Annotated in this window: 18 protein-coding genes and 1 pseudogene; 6 read left to right on the plus strand and 13 right to left on the minus strand. The window is 39.8% G+C overall.

Annotation, left to right across the window (positions count from 1 at the left end):
- Positions 1–3 precede the first annotated feature (3 nt).
- Positions 4–1,260 (minus strand): L-rhamnose isomerase, encoded by a 1,257-nt coding sequence (gene rhaA, locus HMPREF2731_RS00555; RefSeq protein WP_002313986.1) that lies wholly within the window; start codon positions 1,258–1,260, stop codon positions 4–6.
- On the minus strand, positions 1,257–2,717 hold the full coding sequence (gene rhaB / locus HMPREF2731_RS00560; protein WP_002313985.1) for a rhamnulokinase: 1,461 nt from the start codon (positions 2,715–2,717) through the stop codon (positions 1,257–1,259). Before rhaB ends, rhaA begins: the two co-directional genes overlap by 4 nt.
- Positions 2,718–2,869: 152 nt before the next feature.
- Between rhaB and HMPREF2731_RS00565 the strand changes: the two genes are divergently transcribed.
- Entirely contained in the window at positions 2,870–3,739 is an 870-nt protein-coding gene (locus HMPREF2731_RS00565) for an AraC family transcriptional regulator (protein WP_002309732.1), read from the plus strand.
- A gap of 115 nt (positions 3,740–3,854) precedes the next feature.
- On the opposite strand, the gene HMPREF2731_RS00570 is transcribed toward HMPREF2731_RS00565, so the two are convergent.
- The 9 genes from HMPREF2731_RS00570 to tgt all read right to left on the minus strand — a co-directional run bounded on the left by HMPREF2731_RS00570 (position 3,855) and on the right by tgt (position 14,457).
- The gene (locus tag HMPREF2731_RS00570; protein ID WP_002309733.1) at positions 3,855–4,754 is read right to left on the minus strand and encodes an AraC family transcriptional regulator; all 900 of its coding nucleotides are present in this window, start codon (positions 4,752–4,754) and stop codon (positions 3,855–3,857) included.
- Positions 4,755–4,917: 163 nt separating this feature from the next.
- Positions 4,918–5,742: a sugar phosphate isomerase/epimerase family protein gene (locus tag HMPREF2731_RS00575; protein ID WP_002309734.1), complete on the minus strand. Its 825-nt coding sequence runs from the start codon at positions 5,740–5,742 to the stop codon at positions 4,918–4,920.
- 10 nt (positions 5,743–5,752) lie between these two features.
- The gene (locus HMPREF2731_RS00580) at positions 5,753–7,048 is read right to left on the minus strand and encodes a TRAP transporter large permease (RefSeq protein ID WP_002313984.1); all 1,296 of its coding nucleotides are present in this window, start codon (positions 7,046–7,048) and stop codon (positions 5,753–5,755) included.
- A gap of 15 nt (positions 7,049–7,063) precedes the next feature.
- On the minus strand, positions 7,064–7,543 hold the full coding sequence (locus HMPREF2731_RS00585) for a TRAP transporter small permease (RefSeq protein WP_002309736.1): 480 nt from the start codon (positions 7,541–7,543) through the stop codon (positions 7,064–7,066).
- Between the two features lie 5 nt (positions 7,544–7,548).
- Complete coding sequence (locus HMPREF2731_RS00590; RefSeq protein WP_002316606.1) at positions 7,549–8,577, minus strand: TRAP transporter substrate-binding protein; 1,029 nt, start codon at positions 8,575–8,577, stop codon at positions 7,549–7,551.
- A 16-nt stretch (positions 8,578–8,593) separates the two neighbouring features.
- Entirely contained in the window at positions 8,594–9,700 is a 1,107-nt protein-coding gene (locus tag HMPREF2731_RS00595) for a beta-galactosidase BglB (protein ID WP_002309738.1), read from the minus strand.
- 228 nt (positions 9,701–9,928) lie between these two features.
- Positions 9,929–12,526, minus strand: coding sequence for a bifunctional acetaldehyde-CoA/alcohol dehydrogenase (gene adhE / locus HMPREF2731_RS00600; protein WP_070872062.1), 2,598 nt, complete (start codon positions 12,524–12,526; stop codon positions 9,929–9,931).
- A 304-nt stretch (positions 12,527–12,830) separates the two neighbouring features.
- A complete protein-coding gene (yajC, locus tag HMPREF2731_RS00605) occupies positions 12,831–13,211 on the minus strand; it encodes a preprotein translocase subunit YajC (RefSeq protein ID WP_002320627.1) in 381 nt (126 codons plus the stop codon).
- A 100-nt stretch (positions 13,212–13,311) separates the two neighbouring features.
- Entirely contained in the window at positions 13,312–14,457 is a 1,146-nt protein-coding gene (gene tgt / locus HMPREF2731_RS00610; protein WP_002294183.1) for a tRNA guanosine(34) transglycosylase Tgt, read from the minus strand.
- Between the two features lie 216 nt (positions 14,458–14,673).
- Between tgt and HMPREF2731_RS00615 the strand changes: the two genes are divergently transcribed.
- A complete protein-coding gene (locus HMPREF2731_RS00615) occupies positions 14,674–15,372 on the plus strand; it encodes a DUF975 family protein (protein ID WP_002293400.1) in 699 nt (232 codons plus the stop codon).
- Between the two features lie 228 nt (positions 15,373–15,600).
- Here the strand turns inward: HMPREF2731_RS00615 and HMPREF2731_RS00620 are convergent, their stop codons facing one another.
- Together HMPREF2731_RS00620 and queA are read right to left on the minus strand one after the other, a co-directional pair.
- Complete coding sequence (locus HMPREF2731_RS00620) at positions 15,601–18,240, minus strand: cation-translocating P-type ATPase (protein ID WP_002312450.1); 2,640 nt, start codon at positions 18,238–18,240, stop codon at positions 15,601–15,603.
- Positions 18,241–19,105: 865 nt separating this feature from the next.
- Positions 19,106–20,137, minus strand: a complete 1,032-nt coding sequence (gene queA / locus HMPREF2731_RS00625) for a tRNA preQ1(34) S-adenosylmethionine ribosyltransferase-isomerase QueA (protein ID WP_002293403.1) — start codon at positions 20,135–20,137, stop codon at positions 19,106–19,108.
- 217 nt (positions 20,138–20,354) lie between these two features.
- Between queA and HMPREF2731_RS00630 the strand changes: the two are divergent.
- From HMPREF2731_RS00630 to HMPREF2731_RS00645, 4 genes and pseudogenes are all read left to right on the plus strand, one after another.
- Positions 20,355–21,530 (plus strand): annotated as a pseudogene (locus HMPREF2731_RS00630) (betaine/proline/choline family ABC transporter ATP-binding protein).
- Between the two features lie 3 nt (positions 21,531–21,533).
- A complete protein-coding gene (locus HMPREF2731_RS00635; RefSeq protein WP_002293405.1) occupies positions 21,534–22,175 on the plus strand; it encodes an ABC transporter permease in 642 nt (213 codons plus the stop codon).
- The gene (locus HMPREF2731_RS00640; RefSeq protein WP_002293406.1) at positions 22,172–23,089 is read left to right on the plus strand and encodes an osmoprotectant ABC transporter substrate-binding protein; all 918 of its coding nucleotides are present in this window, start codon (positions 22,172–22,174) and stop codon (positions 23,087–23,089) included. Before HMPREF2731_RS00635 ends, HMPREF2731_RS00640 begins: the two co-directional genes overlap by 4 nt.
- Complete coding sequence (locus HMPREF2731_RS00645; protein WP_070872063.1) at positions 23,086–23,763, plus strand: ABC transporter permease; 678 nt, start codon at positions 23,086–23,088, stop codon at positions 23,761–23,763. Before HMPREF2731_RS00640 ends, HMPREF2731_RS00645 begins: the two co-directional genes overlap by 4 nt.
- Positions 23,764–23,779 lie beyond the last annotated feature (16 nt).

The raw sequence follows: 23,779 nt of genomic DNA on the forward strand, positions 1-23,779 counted from the left end.
CTCCTATTTTCTTAATCCCAACACGTCTTTTTGATATTCTTGGACTTCTTCCAGCCAATCCAAACCAACTGGAACTTGATTTTTGTAACAGAAATAATTCCATACATCGGCATACGGGAAATCTTTCAATTCTTCCGTGTAAGCCATTCTTGAAGTAAAGTCAAAAGCCAGCTCCATTTCTTTCAATCGCTCAACTGGTTCCAGCATAGCTTTCATCAATGCTTTTTGTGTATTTCTCGTACCAATGACCCAAGCAGCGATACGATTGATCGTTGCATCAAAGAAATCCAGACCGATATTCGTTTTTTCCAATAATTCGTTACGGACTAATTCTTTAGCAATTTCCTGCAATTCATCATCCATCAAAACGACATGATCTGAATCCCAACGAACTGGACGAGAAACGTGCAACATGATTCCTTTGCTAAATAAAGCTAAGGAAGACAATTTATTGGAAATCACTTCTGTTGGATGAAAATGTCCAGCATCTAGACAAACAAGTTTGTCACGAGTCAACCCATAACCCATATAAAATTCATGGGAACCGACTGTATAAGCTTCAGCGCCTAAACCAAATAGTTTGCTTTCTACTGCATCTTGTACATACCGTTCATCTAGCTCTTCTGTAAAAATTTCATCGAGCGATTCCATCAAACGTTTCCGTGGGGTAAAACGGTCGATTGGATTGTCTTTCATCCCATCAGGTACCCAAAAGTTATTGATACATGTTTGTCCAGTTTCTTTTCCAAAGTATTCTGCGATTTTACGGCTTCTTTTCCCGTGTTCGATCCAGTATTCACGAACTTCTTTATCTGGATGAGCCAATGTAAAGCCGTCTTTCATCATTGGATGCGAAAAGAAAGTCGGGTTGAAATCAAGACCGATTTCTTCTTTTTTTGCCCACTCTGCCCATTTTTCAAAATGTTTCGGCTCAATTTCATTGAGATCGACCGCTTCTTCTGTGTCCAAATAGATAGCATGAAGATTCAATTTATGTTTGCCCGGTATCAACGAATATGCCTTCTCCAAATCTTGTCTAAGCTCTTCGGGTGTCCGTGCAGCTCCTGGGAAATTTCCTGTTGCCATGATTCCACCAGTCAATTCGCCATCCGGTGTCAAGAAACCTTTGACATCGTCTCCTTGCCAACAATGCATAGAAATTTTGATGTTCTGCATCTTTTCTAGTACAGCATCTGTATCTACACCGATAGTTGCATATTTTTCTTTTGCTTGTTCGTAATTTCTTTCAATCGTGTTCATACGATTACTCCTTTGATTTTATTCACGTACCATTCATTCGTGTTTTGCTTATTTTCATCTGGGTAAAAAGTTTCACATGGAAACGACTGTTTGATTACATTTCTTGCTTGTTCTATATTCGAAAACTGACCTGTACTGAGCATTTGCATGGCAATATTCCCGATTGCTGTGGCTTCACTAGGACCTGCTTCTACAATGATTCCGGCATAATCTGCTGTCAATTGATTCAGTAAGCGATTATTCGATCCGCCCCCTACGATGTGCAGTTTTTCCAATTTCGTTCCAGTCAAGTGTTCTACTTTGATTAGCTCTTGTGCGTAACAAAGAGCAAGATTATCATACACACAACGAGCGATAGCTCCCGGTGAGACAGGGACTGGTTGCTCTGTTTCAAAACAGTATTGCTGAATCTCTTCTATCATATTTTTAGGATTCAAAAATCGAGGGTCATTGATTTCCATCACTTGTTGCAGCGGCTTTTCTTTTGCAGCAAGTTCTGCCAATTCCGCGTAACTGTATTCGTACTCCTGCATTCGAGCAACTTCCTGGATCAACCACATCCCCATGATGTTTTTCAAGAAACGCACCGTATTATGAGCGCCCCATTCATTCGTGTAATTCTCAGAAAAAGCGGCGCGAGAAACATTGGCGATCTTTGTTTCCATCCCTAAAAGCGACCATGTCCCGCTGCTGATATAGCCCCACTGTTCTCCTTGCCCTGGTGTGCCTAATACAGCTGACGCCGTATCATGACTTGCTACTGTGATAAAGGTCACATCTGGCAAATCATATTTTGAGAATTTTTCTTTTTGCAAATCTCCTAGTATCGTTCCCGGCTCTGTCAATGGAGGAAATAATTCTTTCGCGACACCAACTTTTTCAAGAAGTTCTGTTTCCCACTCTTTTGTTCCTGCATTCAGCAGCTGCATAGTAGACGCATTGGTTTTCTCCGTCACCATATTGCCAGTAAAGACGTAGCCTAAATAATCAGGAATCAATAATAATTTATGTGCTTTTGCCAAATGGTCTTTTTCTTCGACAAACAATTGAAATAAGGTATTGAAAGGCTGGATCTGAATCCCTGTTTGCTCATACAACTTATCTAGAGAATAGATTTCAGAAAACTGTTTTACTGCTTCATCGGTACGATCGTCCCGATAAGCGATCGGATCATTCATCCGTTCCCCTTGTTCGTCAATCAAACAGTAATCGACTGCCCATGTATCGATCCCTGCAAAACAACGCTCGATTCCTGTTTTCTTTAATTTTTCAAATCCAATCAAAATCTCTTCGATAAGATAATCGATCTTCCAGCGGTCATGACCGTCTTTTTTCCGAAAGCCGTTCTTGAATCGGTGTACTTCTTCCAAGACTAAAGAACCTTCATCATTCCTCGTACTTTTCATTAGTCGTCCGCTTGACGCACCGATATCGATGGCAACAAATGTCGGATTCATTTCTCCACCTCTTTTACTTTATTGTTGATTAACACTCCATTAATAAAGCGTTATCATTTATTAACAATGCTATCATATTACATAAACTTATATTTTGCTTCACACTATTTTGGTATATAATTGCATTATCTTGACAAGTTGGGAGTGTTTACATGGATTACTGGGAAAAAGCCAATCACTCATGGTCGGAAGACTCAAAAAGAGTGATCTTGACACCTACGCAAAGAAGTAGGAATTTATTTTTTTATATCCAAGAAATCGGTTACTTTAAAGCGCCGGTCCCTTACTATACTGAACGAGCATATTTACCTTCTTATTTGATAAAATTTACTTTGTCTGGCGAAGGTTTGCTTACATATAAAGATAATCAGCACCAGCTAAAAGCTGGAGACCTCTTTTTTATTGACTGCCAAGAATATCAGCGTTATCAAACAATTAGCGAAGAACCATGGGAAATGGATTGGATTCATTTGAATGGTCAGAGCGTCCAATCATTTTATCAAGAGTTCACAAAAGACGGGCATAACACCTTCCATTCGACAGGCGATCCATCAGAAAACAAGATCCATCATCTGATCACAGAATTGATCCACATGCAGCAAGGTGCGAATGCCCGTACCGATTTCCAGTCCTCTGTAGCTATCCACGAGCTGTTGAATGAACTGATTTTGCAGAAGTATCAACTGGATTTCGAAGAAGAAGATATTCCCCCTTACGTTTATAAGCTTAAGCAATACTTGGACGAACACTTCAAAGAAACGATCACACTTGATCAATTAGAACAGCAATTTTTACTGAATAAATATCAGCTGAGCAAAGATTTTTCCAAATTCATCGGTTCTCCGCCAATTGATTATTTAATCAGCAAAAAACTCTCTTACGCTAAAGACCTTCTTCGGTATACAGAATTTACTATTCGAATGATTTCCGAAGAAATCGGAATCGAGAATTTTGCTTACTTTAGTCGCTTGTTCAAAGCAAAAACTGGATTATCACCGAGAGATTTTCGTAAATTTAGCTGATTCATATAATATGTACGCATTTTTTTAAAAGATATAGTAGAATAATAAAATAACCGCAGTTTCTGCTTCTATATAAACAACAGCAGCTACTTCGGTTATTCGGGAGTGGTTATTCTCATTTTTCATCTTCAAAATGTTCATAATGAATAAGCTGGTTTTGCGTATCGCGTTTCAAAAATTCTTTAGGCGTTATACCAAACTCTCTCTTGAATGCTTTCAGAAAATGTGGATAAGACGAAAAACCACTTTTACTATATACAGCACTAGAACTACGGTACTCTCGCAACAAGTGCTTGGCATAGATCAGCTTTTTCTTCATTACATACTGATGAAACGTAAATCCAGTGTACTTTTTGAATTCTCGGGTGATATGGTATTTGCTGACAAAAAATTGCTTCTCCATTTCCTCTAAAGAAAGCGGATGAGATAAATTTTTTGAGATATATTGTAACATTTGTTCCACACGCTCATTTGGAACTACAGCATTCTGTTCTTGCGCACTCTCTTCTTTTTGTACTACTTGATTGAGAAAAATCAAGTATTCTACTAGAGCTTGTTCATATTTTATGTCTTCACCGTAAATTTTTTTATCAGGAGGGTGGTCGATAAATGATAATTTTTGCTTCAACACTTCCTGTTCGACTTGCAATACACGACTCCTTTTCTCTCCCATTGGTTGAAAACAAGCCGATAGATTAGACCATGGCGTGGAACGACTTTCCAGAAAAGAAGGGGTAACAAAGATATAGACACGCTCGAATACATCTGAAGACTGGCGGACGATACGATGCAAATCGTTGGAATGGATGAGCAGCACACTTCCTGCTTTGATCGTAAATTGCCGTCCATTCAAATAAAAAGTCGCTTCACCCTTTAATGTAGCATGGATTTCATAAAAATCATGGTGATGGTAGATTGTTTTATTTTGGCTGACGACATCTTTGACATGATAGATTTCATACTGATCAGAAACCATCGTATTGACTTGCTCACCGCTTATTTTCTTTTGGAGCATGTGCTGCACCTCCTTTGTTCAGTTTTGCACAATTATATTATATCACGTTTTTTGTAATCAAAAAGAGCTGCTTTTATATACTCTTATAAAAAAGAAGAGACGTGACATCTTCTAGCCCCGCCCCCTCCATTCTAAATATTAGTTAATCAATGTCTTCTTTACATTATTCAAGAAGACTTCTTCCATAACGAATCCCATCATTTTTTGTTTCTTCAAGAACCACATACAGATACGGACGGTTCTTCTTGATGATTTCTTTGATTTTTGTGTACTCGATCACACCGTCTCCCAAATTTACCGGCACGATTTTTTCCTGTTCGACACGAAAATCTTTCAAATGAACCGCACATATCTTTTCACCAAAACGCTCAAAAGCTTCTTCTACCAATTGGACTTGTTCTTGATAATTAGTGCTTGTAATCAAATTTGTCGGATCTAAAATGATTCCTAGATAGTCCGAATCCACTGCTTGGATCAGCTGCTCTACTCTTGCTAAAGAATACACCGGATGATTCAAACCTGGTTCTATCCCCACCATCATTTGGTATTTTTCTCCAGCTTTTACCAAGCGACGGATAACGGACACTGCTTCAGCAAATGCTTCATCTGTGAAATTTTCTTCCGTATATTGAATTTCCGGCAAGACACATCCCGTTTCCGAAGCAACCATCGACGCACCAAAGGAAGAAGCATAGTGAAGATACTGCTCGAACTTTGTCAGCAACTCTTCTCGTATCGTTAAATCTGGATGAATCATATTGATATAGCAGCTTAAAATTCCTACGGACACTTCTTGCTTTTCTAAGACTCGTTTGACATAATTTCCCATCCCAGAATTGATTTCGTTTGCGCCAGAAGACATTTCAGGAAACGAAAGACCTAAGGCGAGCTGCAGTGTATGGATTCCTTGTTCTTTTGTTTTTTCTGCAAGATCTTCTATCGTTTGGACTTGGGAAAGATCATGTCCTCTAATTGTAATGTTCAACATAATTATTCTCCTAACTCAGCATATTGGGTAGCCACATGACGATTTGCGGGAAATAGGTAATCAAAAACAAGACGACTAGGATAATCCCATAAAACGGAAGAAGTGGTTTCAGCATTGCCTCTGCTTTTACGCCTCCTACACTTGCACCGACATATAGCCCTGTACCCACAGGAGGTGTAATTGAGCCTACACACAGATTCATGATTGAAAACAACCCGTAATGTACAGGATCAACCCCTGCACTTGTGACGATTGGTAAAAATATTGGTGTAAAAATTAAGATAGCAGGCGCTACATCCATAAACATCCCCACAAGTAACAAAACGAGATTGACTAACAGCAGAATAACTAGTTTATTATCCGTTACCCCCATAATCAACGAACTGATTGCCTGAGGAATACCAGTAAATGCCATGGCAAAAGACATCATGGAAGAAGTAGCTAATAAGAACATGATTGTCCCTGACATCGCTACCGATTGAAACAACATATTAGGTATATCTTTGAGTTTTACCGTCTTATAGTAGAACATAGCAATCAACAGGGAGTAAATGACAGCTATCGCTGAAGCTTCTACTGCTGTAAATATCCCAGTCAAGATACCACCGATAATGATGACAATCAATAGAAGACTAGGAATCGCCTCTTTTATTATTTTTCCAGCATGAGCCATCTGCCCTTTTTCAACAACAGGGTATTTATTCTTTTTAGCAACGATGAATGCTACTAGCATGATCCCTAATGACCAAAAAATACCTACGAGATACCCTCCCATAAACAAAGCAGAAATCGAAGTACCACCAGCAACAAGTGAATACATGATAAAAGCAGTACTTGGAGGAATGACCATACCTGTCGGAGCTGACGCGATGTTGACTGCTGTCGCAAACTTCCGGTCATATCCTTCTTCCACTTGCTGAGGGATCAAGACTCCGCCAATCGCGGTAGAAGCGGCAATGGCTGAGCTAGAGATGGAACCAAATAAAGCATTCCCTAACACATTCGTATGAGCCAAAGCCCCCGGTACACGTCCGACGAACAACATCGCAAAATCCACTAGTTTCTTGGCTATCCCTCCATTATTCATGATAATACCTGAAAGAACAAAAAACGGAATAGCGATGAGCGAAAAACTGTTGATACTTCCCACCATTTTTTGAGCTGAACTAAAAGCAGAAACATCAAACGGTATAACTAACAATAAAGTCATCATTGATGAGAATGCAATACTTATAGCAATCGGCATCCCTAATACAAGCAACACGACAAATACAAAAAATAACACTAATCCGGCTTCTATTGCCATTTTATTCCTCCATTTTTATATTTTTTCTTGAATTGCTGGCTTGTTGCTTAATGTATCGATTAGATTGATCAGACTATAGATAATGATGAGTATCCCTGAGACAGGTACTGACAAATAGACGTACCCCATCGGAATGCTTAAAGAAGGCGAGATCTGCCCCATTGTCAACGTGACAGCATTCCATCCGCCATACACCATGATCATCGTAGCAAATACCAGAAACAAACTTTGAACAACGACTTCTAAAATTTTACTTTTTTTACCAGATAATTTTTCACTTAAAACCGTTACGGCTAGATGTGCTTTTTGTCCCACAACATACGCAGAAGACAACATAGCAAACCAGACAAGTCCGAATCGGACAAGCTCTTCTGTCACCGTATTCGGATTTCCTAAAACCGTTCTGGAAAATACTTGCCATAAAACGACAGCGACCATCCCAACAAGCAAAACAGCTCCTAGGATCTCTAACACCTTATTTAAAATCATTTTCATTACAGCTACGCTCCTTGCTCTTGGATCTTTTGATAAAGGTCTTTGTAGGCAGGATCGTTTTTGAATGTATCATGAAGCGGTGCGACTGCCTCTCGAAACGGTGTATTATCTACATCATTGAATTGAACTCCATGTTCTTCTTGTGCTAAAGCTTTCTCTTCTTCAATTGCTCTGGCAAAAGCTTCGATTTCAAAAACCGTCGATTCTTTTGCTGCTTCTTCAATCGCTTTTTCCTGTTCAGCAGTTAGCTGTTCTTTGATAGCATCATTCATGATGATGATATCGGGCACACGTGTATGCTCATCATAAGAATAGTATTTAGCTACCCCACCATGTCCAGCTGTATACAAGACAAATTCATTGTTTTCTGATCCGTTGATCAAATTGGATTGAAGAGACGTGTACACTTCATCACTTCCCATAGGGACTGGCGAACCACCTAAAAGCTCGACCATTTTAATAGCTGTTTCACTTTGCATCACACGGATCTTCTTTCCCTTCAAATCTTCCGGCGTATGGATCGGACCGTCTACCATATAAAAGCTGCGCTGACCAGAATCATAATAGGTCAATCCGGTAAACCCTAAATTTTTGGTCGATTGGTAGATCGGTTCCATTATTTCTTCATTATCCATCACCTTAAAGAAATGTTCTTCATCATTGAATAGATAAGGAACTGAAAAAATCGAATAATCTTTAGAGAAACTTTCCAACGCTGAGGCACTTACTTTTGTGAAATCTACTGCTCCTGACTGTGTCAATTCGATTAGTTCACGTTCTCCACCCAGTTGTCCATCTGGGAAATACTGGATCTGTACGGAACCATCTGTTTTTTCTTTTACTAAACGCCCAAATTCATTCATTGCATCAATTACCGGCTGGCTGTTGCTTGCATAAGCAAAGCGCAAGGTAACTGTCTCATTTACGTCTGCATCTGCGACAGTTGCCACACTAGAATTATTTCCGCAGCCGCTTAGACCTAGCAGACCTAGGCTAAGCGAACTTGCTGCAAACAGCAGTGATGTTTTTTTCATATGGGTTTCCTTTCTTTTAACAATAAGAGACGAGCAATTCTGTCAAACAAAGCACCGTTAACGACTGTCCATAAGGCATTGCTGTGATTCCGATATTCCGATAAAAATCTAAACTATCCCCCATTCCTGTCCCGATTGAAACGTTTTGGACTTCTCCTTTTTCATCAATTTGTTCAAGCAATCCTTGGATAGCACGATAAGCGACTTCTTTATATTCTTGCGGCAAATAACGTTTATGGACCGCTTTCAAAATACCGTAAGCAAATCCTGCAGTTGCAGAAGATTCTACGTAAGAAGAAGGATCATCCAACAACGTATGCCATAAACCGCTTTCAGATTGATAAGTTTTTAATGCGCGCACTTGTGCTTCAAGTGTTTCAATCAACAACTTGCGCAATGCATCTTCTTTCGATAGTTCTAAGATTTCAATGATCTCTGGAATAGCAATCGTCAACCAGCAGTTTCCACGAGCCCAAAATGCTTCGGCATAGTTATGATTTCCTTCAAACGTCCAGCCGTGATACCACAACCCTGTTCGTTTATCCATCAAGTATTTGATATGGATCATAAACTGGTAACGAGCTTCTTCTAAATATTCTGGGCGATTCAACAGTTTCCCGATTTTTGCCAAAGGAAGCACTGTCATCATCAATGTATCGTCCCACAACTGATTCTTATTTTCCGGTCCATATGTGGCATGTTGCAACCCCTCTTCATTTGTCCGAGGCATGTCATTCATGACCCATTCTGCCCATTGTTCTAAATAAGGCAAATAGCGTGAATCTTTCGTGTCTTCATACAAGTAAGCCATCGTCAACAATGGGGCCATTGTATTGACGTTTTTTGGCGGAGCGCCTTCTTCCATCCGATCTTCAAACCATTCATTGACTACTTGATAAGCGCGAGGATTTTTTGTCATCTGGTAATTTTTATAAATACCGTATAATCCGACACCTTGTGGCCAATTCCATACTGTCCAGCTTTTGTCATCTACTTTCAATCCATCAAAGTCCAATAAAAATTCACCGTTATCGTCTTTGATCGTTGTCAGGTTTTCAACGAGCAGGTCAATTTTTTCTTTCACTAATTCTTTAGGTACAAAAATCTCTTCTTTAATAATCATCTTTATGCCACCTTTTTAAACGCTTTCATTTTATATCCTTAATATAGCAGTAATACCGTTCACTATAAATATCGCTTTTTGAACAAAAACTGTCTAAAATTGACCTAAACGTTAAATAACAAAAGTAACTTTCAAATACTTAGAAAACAAAAAAAGAACTTGGAGAAACAACGTTTTCCAAGTTCTTTTTCATCTATTTTTTTATCTCTTTTCTATGCTTTCTTTTGCTTATCCATTGTAAGCATCAATGATGATCTGTTTCAATTCAGAGATCAATGGTTCTTTCGGATTAGCTGTCGTACATTGGTCTTCGTAAGCTAATTCAGCCATACGGTCTACGGTTGTATCTAGTGTTTCTTGTGTGACTCCTTGAGCTTTTAGACTCATGTTGATGCCGACAGATTTTCCTAATTCATAAACAGCAGTTGCTAAAGCTTCGACTAATTCCTCTGTTGTTTCGCCTTTCAGACCTAAGAATTTTGCAATATCTGCGTAATCTGTATCTGCACGGAAATAGTCATATTTAGGGAACATCGCATGTTTTTGTGGATCTTTTGCATTGTAGCGGATAATATGCGGTAAAAGAATCGCATTTGTCCGTCCATGAGGGATCCCGTATTCCCCACCGATTTTATGTGCGACTGAGTGACAAATACCTAGGAATGCGTTAGCAAACGCCATACCAGCCATTGTAGAAGCGTTGTGCATTTTTTCACGTGATTCCATATCAGGTGTTTTCACTGATTTTTCTAAATAGTCAAAGACTAATTTGATTGCTTGCAGACTCAATCCGCGTGTATAGTCTGAAGCCATGACTGAAACATAAGATTCAATTGCATGTGTCAACACATCCATTCCTGTATCTGCTGTGACAGATGCTGGAACTGACATGACGAATTGAGGATCGACGATTGCGACATCCGGTGTCAATGCATAATCTGCCAACGGATATTTCACATGTGTTTCACTGTCAGTGATGACCGCAAATGGTGTTACTTCAGAACCAGTTCCTGATGTTGTCGGGATACACACGAATTGTGTCTTTTCTGGTTTATCGATCTTGTATGTCCGTTTACGGATATCCAAGAATTTTTGTTTTGCACCGAAGAAAGATGTGTCTGGGTGTTCATAGAACATCCACATTCCCTTAGCTGCGTCCATTGCAGAACCGCCTCCCAGAGCAATTACTGTATCCGGCTTGAAGTCTGCCATCAATTTCGTTCCTGCGTATACGGTATTTGTCGATGGATTCGGTTCAACCTCTGAGAAGACTTCGATTTTCACATCATTTTTGCGTCGTGACAATACTTCACGAACTGTATCGCAGTAACCAAAGTGGACCATACCTGGGTCACAAACGATCATGACACGTTCAACATTTTCCATTTTCTCTAAGTACAATAGAGAATTCTTTTCAAAGAAGATTTTTGGCGGTAATTTGAACCATTGCATGTTATTTCTCCGTTTCGCTACAGTTTTGACATTGATTAAGTTTACAGCAGAGACGTTACGAGAAACAGAGTTCTTACCATAAGAACCGCATCCCAAAGTCAATGACGGAATCATTTCGTTATAGATATCACCGATACCGCCTTCTGCAGATGGTGTATTCACTAAAATACGACAAGCTTTCATTCGAAGACCGAATTTGACATGCAACTCTTCGTTTTCTGAATGGATAACTGCTGTATGTCCTAATCCTCCAAGATTCAACATACCTTCACACAAATCAAACGCATGGTCCGTGTTGTTAGCTTTGATCATGGCAAGAACTGGAGAAAGTTTTTCTCTTGATAGCGGATAATCTGGTCCTACGCCTTCCAATTCAGCAATCAGCATTTTCGTTCCTTTTGGTACACTGATTCCTGCTAATTTAGCGATTTCCATCGCAGAATGTCCAACGATCGATGGATTGACCGCATATTTTCCTTCGTTCATCACTGCATCTTCCAATTTTTGCAATTCATCTGGTTTTACGATATAAACTTGGTGTGCTTGGAATTCCGCTTTTACTGCTGCATAGATTTCTTTGTCCACGATCACAGCTTGTTCAGAAGCACAGATCATCCCATTATCAAATGTTTTCGAAACGATCAAATCGTTCACTGCACGTTTGATTTTTGCTGTTTTTTCAATATAAGCTGGTACGTTACCTGGACCTACACCTAAAGCTGGTTTTCCTGTAGAGTAAGCAGACTTGACCATTCCAGCTCCACCTGTCGCTAGGACGATCGCGATACCTGGATGGTTCATTAGCATAGAAGTCGCTTCGATCGAAGGATGTTCGATCCATTGGATACAATTTTCAGGAGCTCCGGCAGCGATAGCAGCATCACGTACCACTCGTGCTGCTTCTGCAGAAGATTTTTGGGCACTTGGATGGAAAGCAAAAACGATTGGATTTCTTGTTTTCAACGCGATCATTGATTTGAAAATCGTTGTGGAAGTCGGATTCGTTGTTGGAGTTACTCCGCAAACCACACCGACTGGTTCAGCAATTTCAATCAATCCTTTTTGGACATCTTCGTTGATTACACCAACTGTTTTATCATGTTTGATATTATGCCAAATATATTCGGACGCATACATATTTTTGATTGCTTTATCTTCGTAAACACCGCGACCTGTTTCTTCCACAGCCATCTTTGCTAATGGCATATGTTGATCTAAAGCTGCCATTGCCATTTCATGCACGATATGGTCTACTTTTTCTTGATCAAAGCTTTCCATTTCTTTCAATGCTACATTTGCTTTTTCTGCCAAACCATCAATCATTGCTTGTACGTCAATTGTCTTCGTTTTTTCTTTTTCCATTACTTTAGCCATCATTATCCTCCTAATGGGTCATGGTTATTTGTTAAATCATTCACATGTATATCATACAATATTTGTTTTTCTATGTAAACACTTTTTTGTGATTTTTTTCACAGTTATTTTTAAATACAAAATTGCTTTATTTACAAGTATTTGTATAGAAAAATATATAAAGTTATTTATTATTATTTATATGACACACCCGATTATTCAATATTGAGCAATGTATCCCATGCTCTTATCTCTTTCTTTTTTGAACAAAAAACGAGGTAGGACATCTTTCTGCCCTACCTCGTCTTTAAATAAGCTTTGATACTTATTTTTCTTTCTTCTCTTCTGTCTCTTCCAGCGTTTCTGTTGTTTCAGTTTTTACTTCAACTGTATCAGCTGGTTCTTCTGTTGTTTCAACAGTCGTTGTTGCATCATTTGTTACGACAGTCCCTGGTTTGACCGTTTTGATTGCTGCACGATCGTACTCAAGGAAGATCCCTTCGCAGTCTAAAACGACTGTCCGTTTATCATTGTCGATTTCTGAAACAACTCCGTGTAATCCGCCAATCGTTACGACTGAATCACCTGGTTTCATGCTATCTAACAAGTTTTGACGTTCTTGCTGTTGTTTCTTTTGCGAACGTGACATAAAAAACCACATTGCTAATAGCGCGATAAACATCACAAGCATTGGTAATGATCCCATTTTTTTCACCTCACTAATTCTGTCTGTATCTACAAAAAACACTTTAGCAGAAAAATGCTGCTAACACTAGTTTTTTACTTAATTTTTAAAAGATTTTTCTTTAGAAACTTTTTGCGTTTTCTTTATTGAATCCGTATTCTTCAAAAAAGGCTTCTCTAAATTCAAGCAAATTATCATCCATGATCGCTTGACGTACTTGTTTCATTAAATTCAACAAGAAGTATAAATTATGGTAAGAAGTCAAACGAATGCCAAATGTTTCATCACATTTGATCAAATGGCGGATATAGGCACGTGTATAGTTTTTACATGTGTAACAATCACATTTCTCATCAATTGGACGGAAATCATGGGCATATTTCGCATTTTTCACTACTAGACGGCCTTGAGAAGTCATGCATGTGCCATTTCGAGCGATTCGAGTAGGCAAGACACAGTCAAACATGTCTACTCCACGGATAACACCATCAATCAATGAATCAGCAGCACCGACACCCATCAAGTAACGTGGTTTGTTTTCGGGAATCAACGGTGTAGTGAATTCTAATACACGATTCATTTCTGATTTAGGTTCCCCGACAGATAATCCGCCGATTGAGTAACCAGGGAAATCCATGCCGACTAGATCTTTCGCGCTTTGACGACGAAGATCTTCAAATCCTGCGCCTTGGATGATTCCAAATAATCCTTGACGGTCTGGGTTAGCATGAGCTTTCAATCCTCGTTCTGCCCATCGAGACGTACGTTCTACTGATTTTTTCACGTAGTCGTAACTTTCATCGAATGGTGGACATTCGTCAAAACTCATCATGATATCAGAGCCCAATTTATTTTGTATGTTGATTGCTTTTTCTGGTGATAAAAACATACGCGAACCGTTCAAGTGGTTTTTGAAATGCACGCCTTCTTCTTCGATATTCCGCATATCACTTAATGAAAAAACTTGAAAGCCGCCTGAATCTGTTAAAATCGGTTGATCCCAGTTCATAAATTTATGCAGTCCGCCAGCTTCTTCTACTAAGTCTTCACCAGGGCGTAGCCATAAATGATATGTATTACTTAAAATAACGCCAGCACCCATTTCTTTCAACTCTTCTGGGGACATTGTTTTTACTGTAGCTAATGTTCCTACTGGCATGAACATTGGTGTGGGAAAAGTTCCGTGTGGCGTGATCAATTCCCCTAAACGCGCGCCAGTGTGTTTTTCTTTCTTGATTAAACGATAGCGAATGGCAGGTTGCGTCATTCATTTCCCTACTTTCTATATAAAATATCTTGACAACTCCCACCATCATAATCGTTTCAAGTGCTTTTTGCAAGTTCCCTCGGCTTCCTTCTACTTTATTTAATATTCTTTTTTTTATCTTTTTTTCATGAATAACAAAAAAGAAAAAAACATTATGACAGAAATATTTTTTGATACATGGTATATTGGTTTTATGAAAGAAAGGAGGGGAAAATCATGCAATCTTCTGCAGAATTAAAACGCCAAGCAAAAGAGAGTTTAAAAGGTCGGTGGGGTCAAGCTGTTTTATTAAATCTAATCCCTACATTGATTGGTATTGTTGCTATTCTTCTTATTATGATTCCTATTATCTTGTTTGCTATTGCCACATATGATGGATCAGCGAACGTCTCAGATGCGATGGCATCAGGAAGCGGTAGTTCAGGAGGTGGTGGTGGAATTATTTCTAGCATTATCAGCGCTTTGTTCATGAGTGGTATTTCTTGGACTTATCTTGATGTTTTACGTGGTCAAAAAGATCAGATTGAACCATTCAAAGATGCATTTCGTGGATTCAAAGGTTTGTTTATCGGCGGAGTGATCGGTTTAGCTGTGTTGATTTCAATCTTTACAACATTATGGGGTTTGTTATTAGTTATTCCTGGAATCATTAAAAGCTATTCTTATTCTCAAAGCTATTTTATCTATTATGATATCGTCCAAGAAACAGGTCAAACGCCTAAAGTACTGGATACGATCACCGCAAGTCGAAAATTGATGGATGGTTACAAAGGAAAACTTTTCTGGTTAGATCTTTCATTTATCGGCTGGCATATCTTAGCATTAGCAACTGCTGGTATCGGTTATCTATGGCTCAGCCCATACATTTCTGCAACAAAAGCAGCATTTTATGAACAATTGCCAAAAGATATTTAAAAGAGAGTGTGAGCCTGCCGTTTAATTCCGAGTCACAAAAAACAGTTTCTCATGTTTGATGAATATCGTGACTTGTGACCGAAGGGTTGGCAGGAGAACACCGTTTATCAAGAGGCAGTAAAAGAAACATTCAGCCTATTAGCAAAAAAGGAGGTGTGACAACATTCATGTCACGCCTCCTTTTTTGTATAGTTCCAGTAAAAAGAAAATCAACTTAGAAACAGTTGATCATTCCTCTTCTTCTGCTTCCGGCAATCGGTGGAACTTGATCAGTTCATTGACCGCGATTGGTACGATAGACAAAATCCCTACCAAGAACCAGTGATTCAAACTGATGTGTACTAGGCCGAATAGTTCTTGCGTAAACGGCAGCAAAGCAACAGCCGTTGTAATAGCTAATGCCAGTAACGCCATTTCAAACAACGCTTTATTTGTTGCTAAATTGACTTTGAAGATCGATTGACTGCTGCGTACATTGAACACATGCAAAATTGATGAGTAAGCTAAGATCAAGAATGCAACTGTTTGACCGACATGTTGACTTGCGTCTACCCATGGGCTGATAGTATCGACATAACTACCTAAATAATAACCAAACAAAGTTACGATGGTGAAGACCCCTGCGTTTATGGCGATTTTTTGCAATAAGCCTCGAGCAAAGATCCCTTCGTTTTTCGGAATAGGAGGCTGATCCATGATGCCGTGTTCTGCTGGTTCTCTTCCTAAAGCAAATCCTGGAAGTCCATCGGCAACTACATTGACAAACAGTAACTGTACAGCTGTGAATGGTGCGCCCCAACCTAACAGCATCGCAATCAAAACAATAAAAATCTCCGAAATGTTGCAACTTAGCAAAAAGTTGATTGCTTTACGAATATTCTGATAAACCGAGCGTCCTTGACTGACAGCATCGACGATCGTCGCAAAGTTGTCATCCGTCAGAATCATATCTGCGGCACTTTGCGCCACGTCTGTCCCTGTGATCCCCATAGCACATCCGACGTTACTTGCTTTCAACGCTGGTGCATCATTCACACCATCACCAGTCATCGCTACGACTGCACCCGTACGTTGCCAAGATTTGACGATCCGGATCTTGTCTTCTGGCGTTACCCGAGCATAGACAGAGAGAGCTTTGACACGCGCATCTAATTCTTCGTCTGATAATTGATGCAGTTCTGATCCTGAGAGTGCTTCTGACGGATCATTCAAGATACCTAATTCTTTCGCTATGGCACTGGCAGTTACCACATGATCTCCAGTGATCATGACTGTTTTGATGCCGGCCTTTTTCGCTCGCTTGATTGCTCCTTTACTTTCTGGACGTGGTGGATCGATCATTCCGATCAGGCCAATCAAACGTAAGTCTTTTTCCAATGCTTCAGAAGAAATATCTTGCGGTTCTTCGTCATAAGTAGCATAACCAACAGCAATCACTCTCAGTGCCCGTTTACCAAAGCGATCATTAACAATTGCTGCTTGTTCTACATCGCCTGAACTAAAGCGCGGAGCCAGAACATCGAATGCTCCCTTGGTGATTGAGATGTATTTTTCGCCCATTTGATGAACCGTTGTCATCATTTTTCGTTCAGAATCAAAAGGAAGCTCGTTTACTCGTGGATATTTTTCTTCTAATTCTGCTTTTGTATGATAATTCTCTTCAACAGCCCTGACGATGGCTACCTCTGTTGGATTACCTTTGATAACAAGGTCGTCATCTTCTTGTTCGACCGTCACATCTGTACATAGTGCGGCCATTTTCAATATTTCCATCGCGCTGTTCGTCATTGAGTCTTCGATATTCGTTACTTCATCGTCTTTGCTCCAGACTCGGCGGACGCGCATTTCATTTTGTGTCAGCGTTCCTGTTTTGTCTGAGCAGATAACATTAGCAGTTCCTAGAGTCTCTACTGCTGGTAGCTGCCGGATAATCGCATGTTTCCTCGCCATCTTCTGCACACCGTATGCAAGTGTCAACGTAACAATAACAGTCAAGGTTTCCGGTACAGCTGCAACAGCCAAGGAAATCGAAGTCATGAACATTTCAAGGAGTGGTTCTCCTTGTAATTCACCAATCACAAATACTAAAGCCGCAGCCGCTAAAGCGATCATACTGATTCGTTTGCCTAGCTGATTCAATCGGACCTGTAAAGGTGTTTTTTGCATGGTGTTTTCGTTCAAAAGATCCGCGATCTTACCCATTTCAGTAGCCATACCAATAGCAGTGACGATGGCTTTCCCACGACCTGCAGCAACCGTACATCCTTTAAATACCATATTGAGTTGGTCACCTAATGACTCATCTTCTTTTGCGACGAATGCTGCATCTTTTTCAACTGCTTCACTTTCCCCAGTCAACGCCGATTCTTCTACACGTAATTGTGATGCTTCGATCAAACGGGCATCGGCAGAAATAGCATCACCGGACTCTAAAACAAGAATATCACCAACCACCAGTTGCTCTGACTCAACAGTGGTCACTTTGCCGTCACGTATGACAGTTGCCGTTTGTTTATTCATATCTTGCAAGGATTCCAGTGCTTTTTCTGCGTTTCCTTCTTGGACGATCGCCAATACCGAGTTGATCACAACGATAGCGATGATCAACAGTCCTTCAAATAAATCTCCATGCTCTGTAGCAAATGCAGTATAAAAGGAAATCACCGCTGCTATAAGAAGGATGATCGTTGTAAAATCCGACAAGCTTCGAAAGAATTTCTTGATTATCGATTCTTTTGGTGCCTCATCGAATTTATTCAATCCCTGCTTTTTTCGACGTTCATCCACTTCTTGTGAAGACAACCCAGTATCTGGATCTGCTTCCGTAACCTTCCTTACTTCTTCTATTGTCTGCTTGTATTCTTCCATCCTATTCCTCCTTTAAAATCTTCGTACAAAAAAAGGTACTAATTTTACTATAACATCCTTTTTTTAATTACTTCAAACAAAGGGCTTATTGATTATTTGTTAAGAAAGCATAAAATCCAAAGCACTTATATTTGCAAACGCTACCAAAAGATGCTATTATATAGATGTAAGGAAGGAGGATACCATCAAATAAACAGAAGAATTTCTCGATAGAACAGTGTAAGCAAACAAAGTTGTTAGAAGTACAGGTTTCACCCAGACATGCGTGTAGAGTACAAACCTATAAATAGTGAATGCGTATGGATGTTTGGATCACGAAGTATCCGAAACAAGAAGTAATGCGATACGTAACAATTGAATAACGTAAACGTCTGAAAATTGAATAGGAACAAGAGATGTTTCAAATGTTGAAGATGTAACGAAAACAAAATTTTTGTTTAACATGAAGAAATTCAACACCGTGCTTTGCATGTATGATGGAAAGTTACAATCATTTCTGTTTATTTGAATCCTTCCGAGATACAAGAAAGCCGAGCTTATCGAGAGCTCGGCTTTTTCTTATTTGTACGCATTTTTCTTATCTTTTAACTTGCATCTTACTACATTTTTCATACAAAAATTGATCGATTGTCGCTGAAAAGTTGGTGTATCATAAAGATAGTTCTTAACTTCTTCAATGTTATTACTCGTTAATGAAGTTTCTAGTAATAACACGTGTTTCAAAGCAGAAACGCAACTGTATAATTATCTGCGAATAGAAGCATCGAAAAAAGCTGCCAGTTAAAAAATCGGCAGCTTTTTTCTTTGTTTTTACGGAGATATTCTTGACTTTTTCATACTCAGAGTACGATTGTTCTAAACAGTCTTATTTCACGAACATCGCATCTCCGAAACTAAAGAAACGATAGCGCTCGTCAATCGCATGCTGATAAGCAGATAATGTCAATTCTCTTCCGGCAAAAGCACTTACTAACATGACTAAAGTTGATTTTGGCAAATGGAAATTAGTTGAGAAAGCTTCTACCACTTTGAATTCATAGCCAGGCGTAATGAAAATATCAGTCCATCCGCTGTCTGCTTTGATTTCTCCATTAAATTTCGTCCCAATCGTTTCTAATGTTCGAATTGAAGTTGTTCCGACAGCCACGATTTTCCCGCCATTTTTACGTACTTGATTCAATCGTTCAGCTGCTTCTTCCGTCAAACGGTAGAATTCACTATGCATATGGTGTTCTTCGATCTTATCTACGCTGACAGGACGGAACGTACCTAACCCTACGTGTAGTGTCAGATAGACTAATTCAACACCCTTTGCTTCGATTTCATCAAGCAGTTCTTTCGTAAAATGCAATCCCGCTGTTGGCGCTGCAGCAGACCCATTTTCTTTCGCATAGACAGTTTGATAGCGATCTGGGTCTTCCAGACGTTCTTTGATATATGGAGGCAATGGCATTTCTCCCAATGATTCAAGAATCTCTAGGAAAATTCCTTCATACTCAAAGTCAATGATCCGTCCGCCGTGTTCCAATTCTTCTTTCACTACTGCTTGCAGTCTGCCATCACCAAAAGAGATTCTTGTCCCAACTTTGGCACGTTTCGCAGGTTTGATCAATGTCTCCCACGTATCTCCTTCTGTATTCGTTAGAAGAAGGACTTCTAAATGAGCACCAGTATCTGGTTTTTCTCCATATAAACGAGCAGGCAGAACTCGTGTATTATTCATGACTAGCGCATCACCAGGGTGTAATTCTTCAATGATTTCATGGAAATGCTTGTCTTTCATTTCTCCAGTTTTCCGATCCAAAACAAGTAAACGAGAATGATCGCGGTCTTTTAATGGTGTCTGTGCGATCAACTCTTCCGGCAAGTCAAAATCAAAATCTTCTGTTGTTAACATATCGTCACTCACTTTCTATCATGTGCTCAATCATTCTACCATTTTTCGTGCTGAATTGGCAAAAAACGGCGACTGATTTTTCTTGACTCTGTCCCTTTTATTTTCATCAAAAACACTCAGCGCCCAAAAAAATACACCTCATTTGTAATCTAGCGTTCTTTTAGGCATACTAGTAGTAGGAGAACCTTCATTGAAAAAGAAAAGAAGAGGTGGCACCATGATTGAATTCCAGAATGTCTCAAAAATCTATAAAGGCGGAAAAATCGCTGTCGAAGACGTCAATCTATCGTTTGAAAAAGGCGAATTCATCTGTTTTATCGGTACAAGCGGAAGCGGAAAAACCACAACGATGCGGATGATCAACCGAATGACTGATCCAACACAAGGGAAAATTTTGATTGATGGAAAATCCATCCAAGAAATTGATCCAGTGGAATTGCGACGTCAGATAGGCTATGTTATCCAAAGTATTGGATTGATGCCTCACATGACGATTCGTGAAAACATCACTCTTGTCCAAAAATTGTTGAAAGTCAGTCAAGAAGAACGGAATAAAACAGCTGAAAAAATGATTGATCTTGTGGAATTGCCCCGTGAGATGTTAGATCGCTACCCACATGAGTTATCTGGTGGTTAGCAGCAGCGTATTGGAGTCGTTCGTGCCTTGGCAGCCAATCAGGATATCATACTGATGGATGAGCCATTTGGTGCCCTTGATCCCATCACTCGCGATTCACTTCAGGATCTGGTCAAAGATTTACAAGAACGACTCGGTAAAACCATCGTCTTCGTTACCCATGACATGGATGAAGCGATTAAACTAGCAAGTCGTATCGCCATCATGAGTGAAGGTCGTGTGATCCAATTCGATACACCAGAAAATATTTTACGTCATCCTGCAAACGATTTCGTAGAAGAGTTGATTGGAGAAGATCGCTTACTACAAGCAAAACCAAATGCGACAAGAGTCGGAGAAGTTATGCTAAATACAGCAATCACGATTACACCGGAAAAATCATTACAAGAAGCAATCAAACTGATGAGGGAAAAACGTGTAGATACGTTGTTAGTTACCGATAATTCGAATGTATTAAAAGGATTTATCGATGTAGAAACGTTGAATAAAAAACGAGGAAAAGTATCCAGTGTAGGCGACATTTTGAATAAACATGTTTTTTACGTAAAAGAATCCGCCTATCTTCGTGATACCTTGCAACGCATTTTAAAACGCGGGCTGAAATACGTGCCGGTCGTTGATGAACAGAACAAAGTCGTAGGTATCTTGACTCGCGCATCATTAGTGGATATCGTCTACGATGTGATTTGGGGAGAAGACCCCGCAACTACTGATGTTGCAGAGTCAGCTACTCCTGAAGAATCTAAGGAGGTCTGACCTATGCAGCAGTTTTTTCATCAGCACGGTTCAGAAATTCTCTCAAAAGGTTTTGAACATCTTTATATTTCGGGACTTGCTTTGATCATTGGTATCATCATTGCTGTACCGCTTGGTGTCTTACTGACACGTTTTCCGAAAGCTGCCACGATTGTGATTGGCTTAACCAGTGCCTTGCAGACAATCCCTTCTCTTGCTTTATTGGCATTGATGATCCCGCTATTTGGTGTAGGTAAATTACCTGCGATCATCGCTCTCTTTATTTATTCATTATTGCCAATTCTACGAAATACGTATATCGGGATGAAAAATGTCGATTGGAATTATAGGGATGTGGCAAAAGGGATGGGAATGACTGAGTTCCAATCCATTTTTTCCGTCGAACTGCCTATTGCTATGCCAACGATCATGGCCGGCATTCGTTTAGCTGCCGTTTACGTGATTGCATGGGCTACCCTTGCCTCTTATATCGGGGCTGGTGGTCTAGGTGATTTGATTTTTAGTGGACTGAATAATTACCAACCAGATCTCATTTTGGCAGGTACGATCCCTGTAACGATTTTAGCACTGTTGGCTGATTGGCTTCTAGGTCTCTTGGAACACCGGCTGACACCGATCGCACTTAGAGAGGAGAATGAAGAATGAAACGTATATTAAAAATGACCATGGTTCTTCTCTCTCTTCTTATACTTGCGAGTTGTTCCTTCCCTGGACTTGCCAGCAATACAGATGAAGACACCATCTCGATCACAGGTGGAATCACTTCTGAAGCTCAGATCTTAGCAAGTCTAGTTGCCGGTATGGTTGAACATTATACAGATAAAAACACAGCGATCATCAACAATCTGGCTACTACAACTATCAACCACCAAGCGATGATGAACGGAGATGCTTCGATTTCAGCAGCTCGTTACACAGGAACAGATTTAACCACTACATTGAATCTTCCTCCTGAAAAAGATCCGAAAAAAGCATTTGCTACCGTGAAAGATGAATTTGAGAAAAGATACGATCAAACGTGGTTCCCGTCCTATGGTTTTGAAAATACGTATGTCTTTCTTGTTCGAAAAGACACCGCACAAAAATACCATCTATCTAAAGTCAGCGATCTGAAAAATGTAGCGGATGAATTAGTAGCTGGTGTAGATACTTCTTGGATCAATCGTAAAGGAGACGGTTACGACGGCTTCCAGGAAACTTATGGCTTCTCTTTTAATTCGATCTTACCTATGCAGATTGGACTTGTTTACGATGCAGTCGAAGCAGGAAAAATGGATATTGTTCTTGGCTACTCTACGGATGGACGGATTGCCAGTTATGATCTAGTCATGTTGGAAGATGATCGTCAATTCTTCCCACCATATGATGCTGCTCCAGTTGTAGACAACAAGGTATTAGCTGATACACCTCATTTAAAAGAAGCCTTAAATAAGTTAGGTCATACCATCAGTACGGAAAAAATGCAGGAATTGAACTACGAAGCAGATAATAATCTAGTGGAACCATCAGTAGTAGCACAACGTTTCTTACAAGAAAACCACTATTTTGAAGGGAAGTGAAGCAATTGGATAAAATGAATGTCTTTCAACAATTTTTCTATTATTTCCAGGAAAATGGCTCCTATATCTTTGCACAATTTATCCGTCACTTCCTGATTTCTATCTATGGTGTCCTCTTTGCAGCAGTTGTCGGGATTCCGGTCGGGATCATGATTTCTAGGAGACGTAAATTAGCAAACTGGGGGATTCGTTTGGCGAATATCATCCAGACGATCCCTTCCTTAGCCATGATCTCCATTCTGATCATTGGATTAGGTCTGGGAGTCAATGTCGTGATTGTTACTGTATTTTTATATTCCCTGTTACCCATTATCAAGAATACGTACACTGGGATGATCCAAGTAGACAAAAATATCCTTGATGTCGGCAAAGGCATGGGGATGACTGCTAGACAACGACTATTCATGGTAGAGTTACCACTCTCTGTTTCTGTTATCATGGCAGGCATAAGAAATGCGTTAGTTGTTGCCATCGGGATAACCGCGATCGGTGCATTCGTCGGTGCTGGTGGTCTTGGAGATATCATTATCCGAGGAACCAATGCAACAGATGGCACATCGATTATTTTAGCCGGTGCATTGCCAACTGCATTAATGGCGATCATCACGGACTGGCTTTTAGGTATTTTGGAAAGACGGCTAGATCCTGCTTCAAAAAAATCGCAGACAGAATGAATCAAGACAAAAAAAG

The sequence above is a fragment of the Enterococcus sp. HMSC072F02 genome (assembly GCF_001837725.1).
GTDB classification, from domain to species: domain Bacteria; phylum Bacillota; class Bacilli; order Lactobacillales; family Enterococcaceae; genus Enterococcus_B; species Enterococcus_B lactis.

Excerpts from the sequence above, each read along its gene's own strand:
- HMPREF2731_RS00595 (WP_002309738.1), bottom strand. The coding sequence starts at position 9,700 with ATGATTATTAAAGAAGAGATTTTTGTACCTAAAGAATTAGTGAAAGAA.
- tgt (WP_002294183.1), bottom strand. The coding sequence starts at position 14,457 with ATGACGCAACCTGCCATTCGCTATCGTTTAATCAAGAAAGAAAAACAC.
- queA (WP_002293403.1), bottom strand. The coding sequence starts at position 20,137 with ATGTTAACAACAGAAGATTTTGATTTTGACTTGCCGGAAGAGTTGATC.
- yajC (WP_002320627.1), bottom strand. The coding sequence starts at position 13,211 with ATGGGATCATTACCAATGCTTGTGATGTTTATCGCGCTATTAGCAATG.
- HMPREF2731_RS00635 (WP_002293405.1), top strand. The coding sequence starts at position 21,534 with ATGCAGCAGTTTTTTCATCAGCACGGTTCAGAAATTCTCTCAAAAGGT.
- HMPREF2731_RS00640 (WP_002293406.1), top strand. The coding sequence starts at position 22,172 with ATGAAACGTATATTAAAAATGACCATGGTTCTTCTCTCTCTTCTTATA.
- HMPREF2731_RS00615 (WP_002293400.1), top strand. The coding sequence starts at position 14,674 with ATGCAATCTTCTGCAGAATTAAAACGCCAAGCAAAAGAGAGTTTAAAA.
- HMPREF2731_RS00570 (WP_002309733.1), bottom strand. The coding sequence starts at position 4,754 with ATGCTCCAAAAGAAAATAAGCGGTGAGCAAGTCAATACGATGGTTTCT.
- HMPREF2731_RS00565 (WP_002309732.1), top strand. The coding sequence starts at position 2,870 with ATGGATTACTGGGAAAAAGCCAATCACTCATGGTCGGAAGACTCAAAA.
- adhE (WP_070872062.1), bottom strand. The coding sequence starts at position 12,526 with ATGGCTAAAGTAATGGAAAAAGAAAAAACGAAGACAATTGACGTACAA.
- HMPREF2731_RS00575 (WP_002309734.1), bottom strand. The coding sequence starts at position 5,742 with ATGTTGAACATTACAATTAGAGGACATGATCTTTCCCAAGTCCAAACG.
- rhaB (WP_002313985.1), bottom strand. The coding sequence starts at position 2,717 with ATGAATCCGACATTTGTTGCCATCGATATCGGTGCGTCAAGCGGACGA.
- HMPREF2731_RS00580 (WP_002313984.1), bottom strand. The coding sequence starts at position 7,048 with ATGGCAATAGAAGCCGGATTAGTGTTATTTTTTGTATTTGTCGTGTTG.
- rhaA (WP_002313986.1), bottom strand. The coding sequence starts at position 1,260 with ATGAACACGATTGAAAGAAATTACGAACAAGCAAAAGAAAAATATGCA.
- HMPREF2731_RS00590 (WP_002316606.1), bottom strand. The coding sequence starts at position 8,577 with ATGAAAAAAACATCACTGCTGTTTGCAGCAAGTTCGCTTAGCCTAGGT.
- HMPREF2731_RS00585 (WP_002309736.1), bottom strand. The coding sequence starts at position 7,543 with ATGAAAATGATTTTAAATAAGGTGTTAGAGATCCTAGGAGCTGTTTTG.
- HMPREF2731_RS00620 (WP_002312450.1), bottom strand. The coding sequence starts at position 18,240 with ATGGAAGAATACAAGCAGACAATAGAAGAAGTAAGGAAGGTTACGGAA.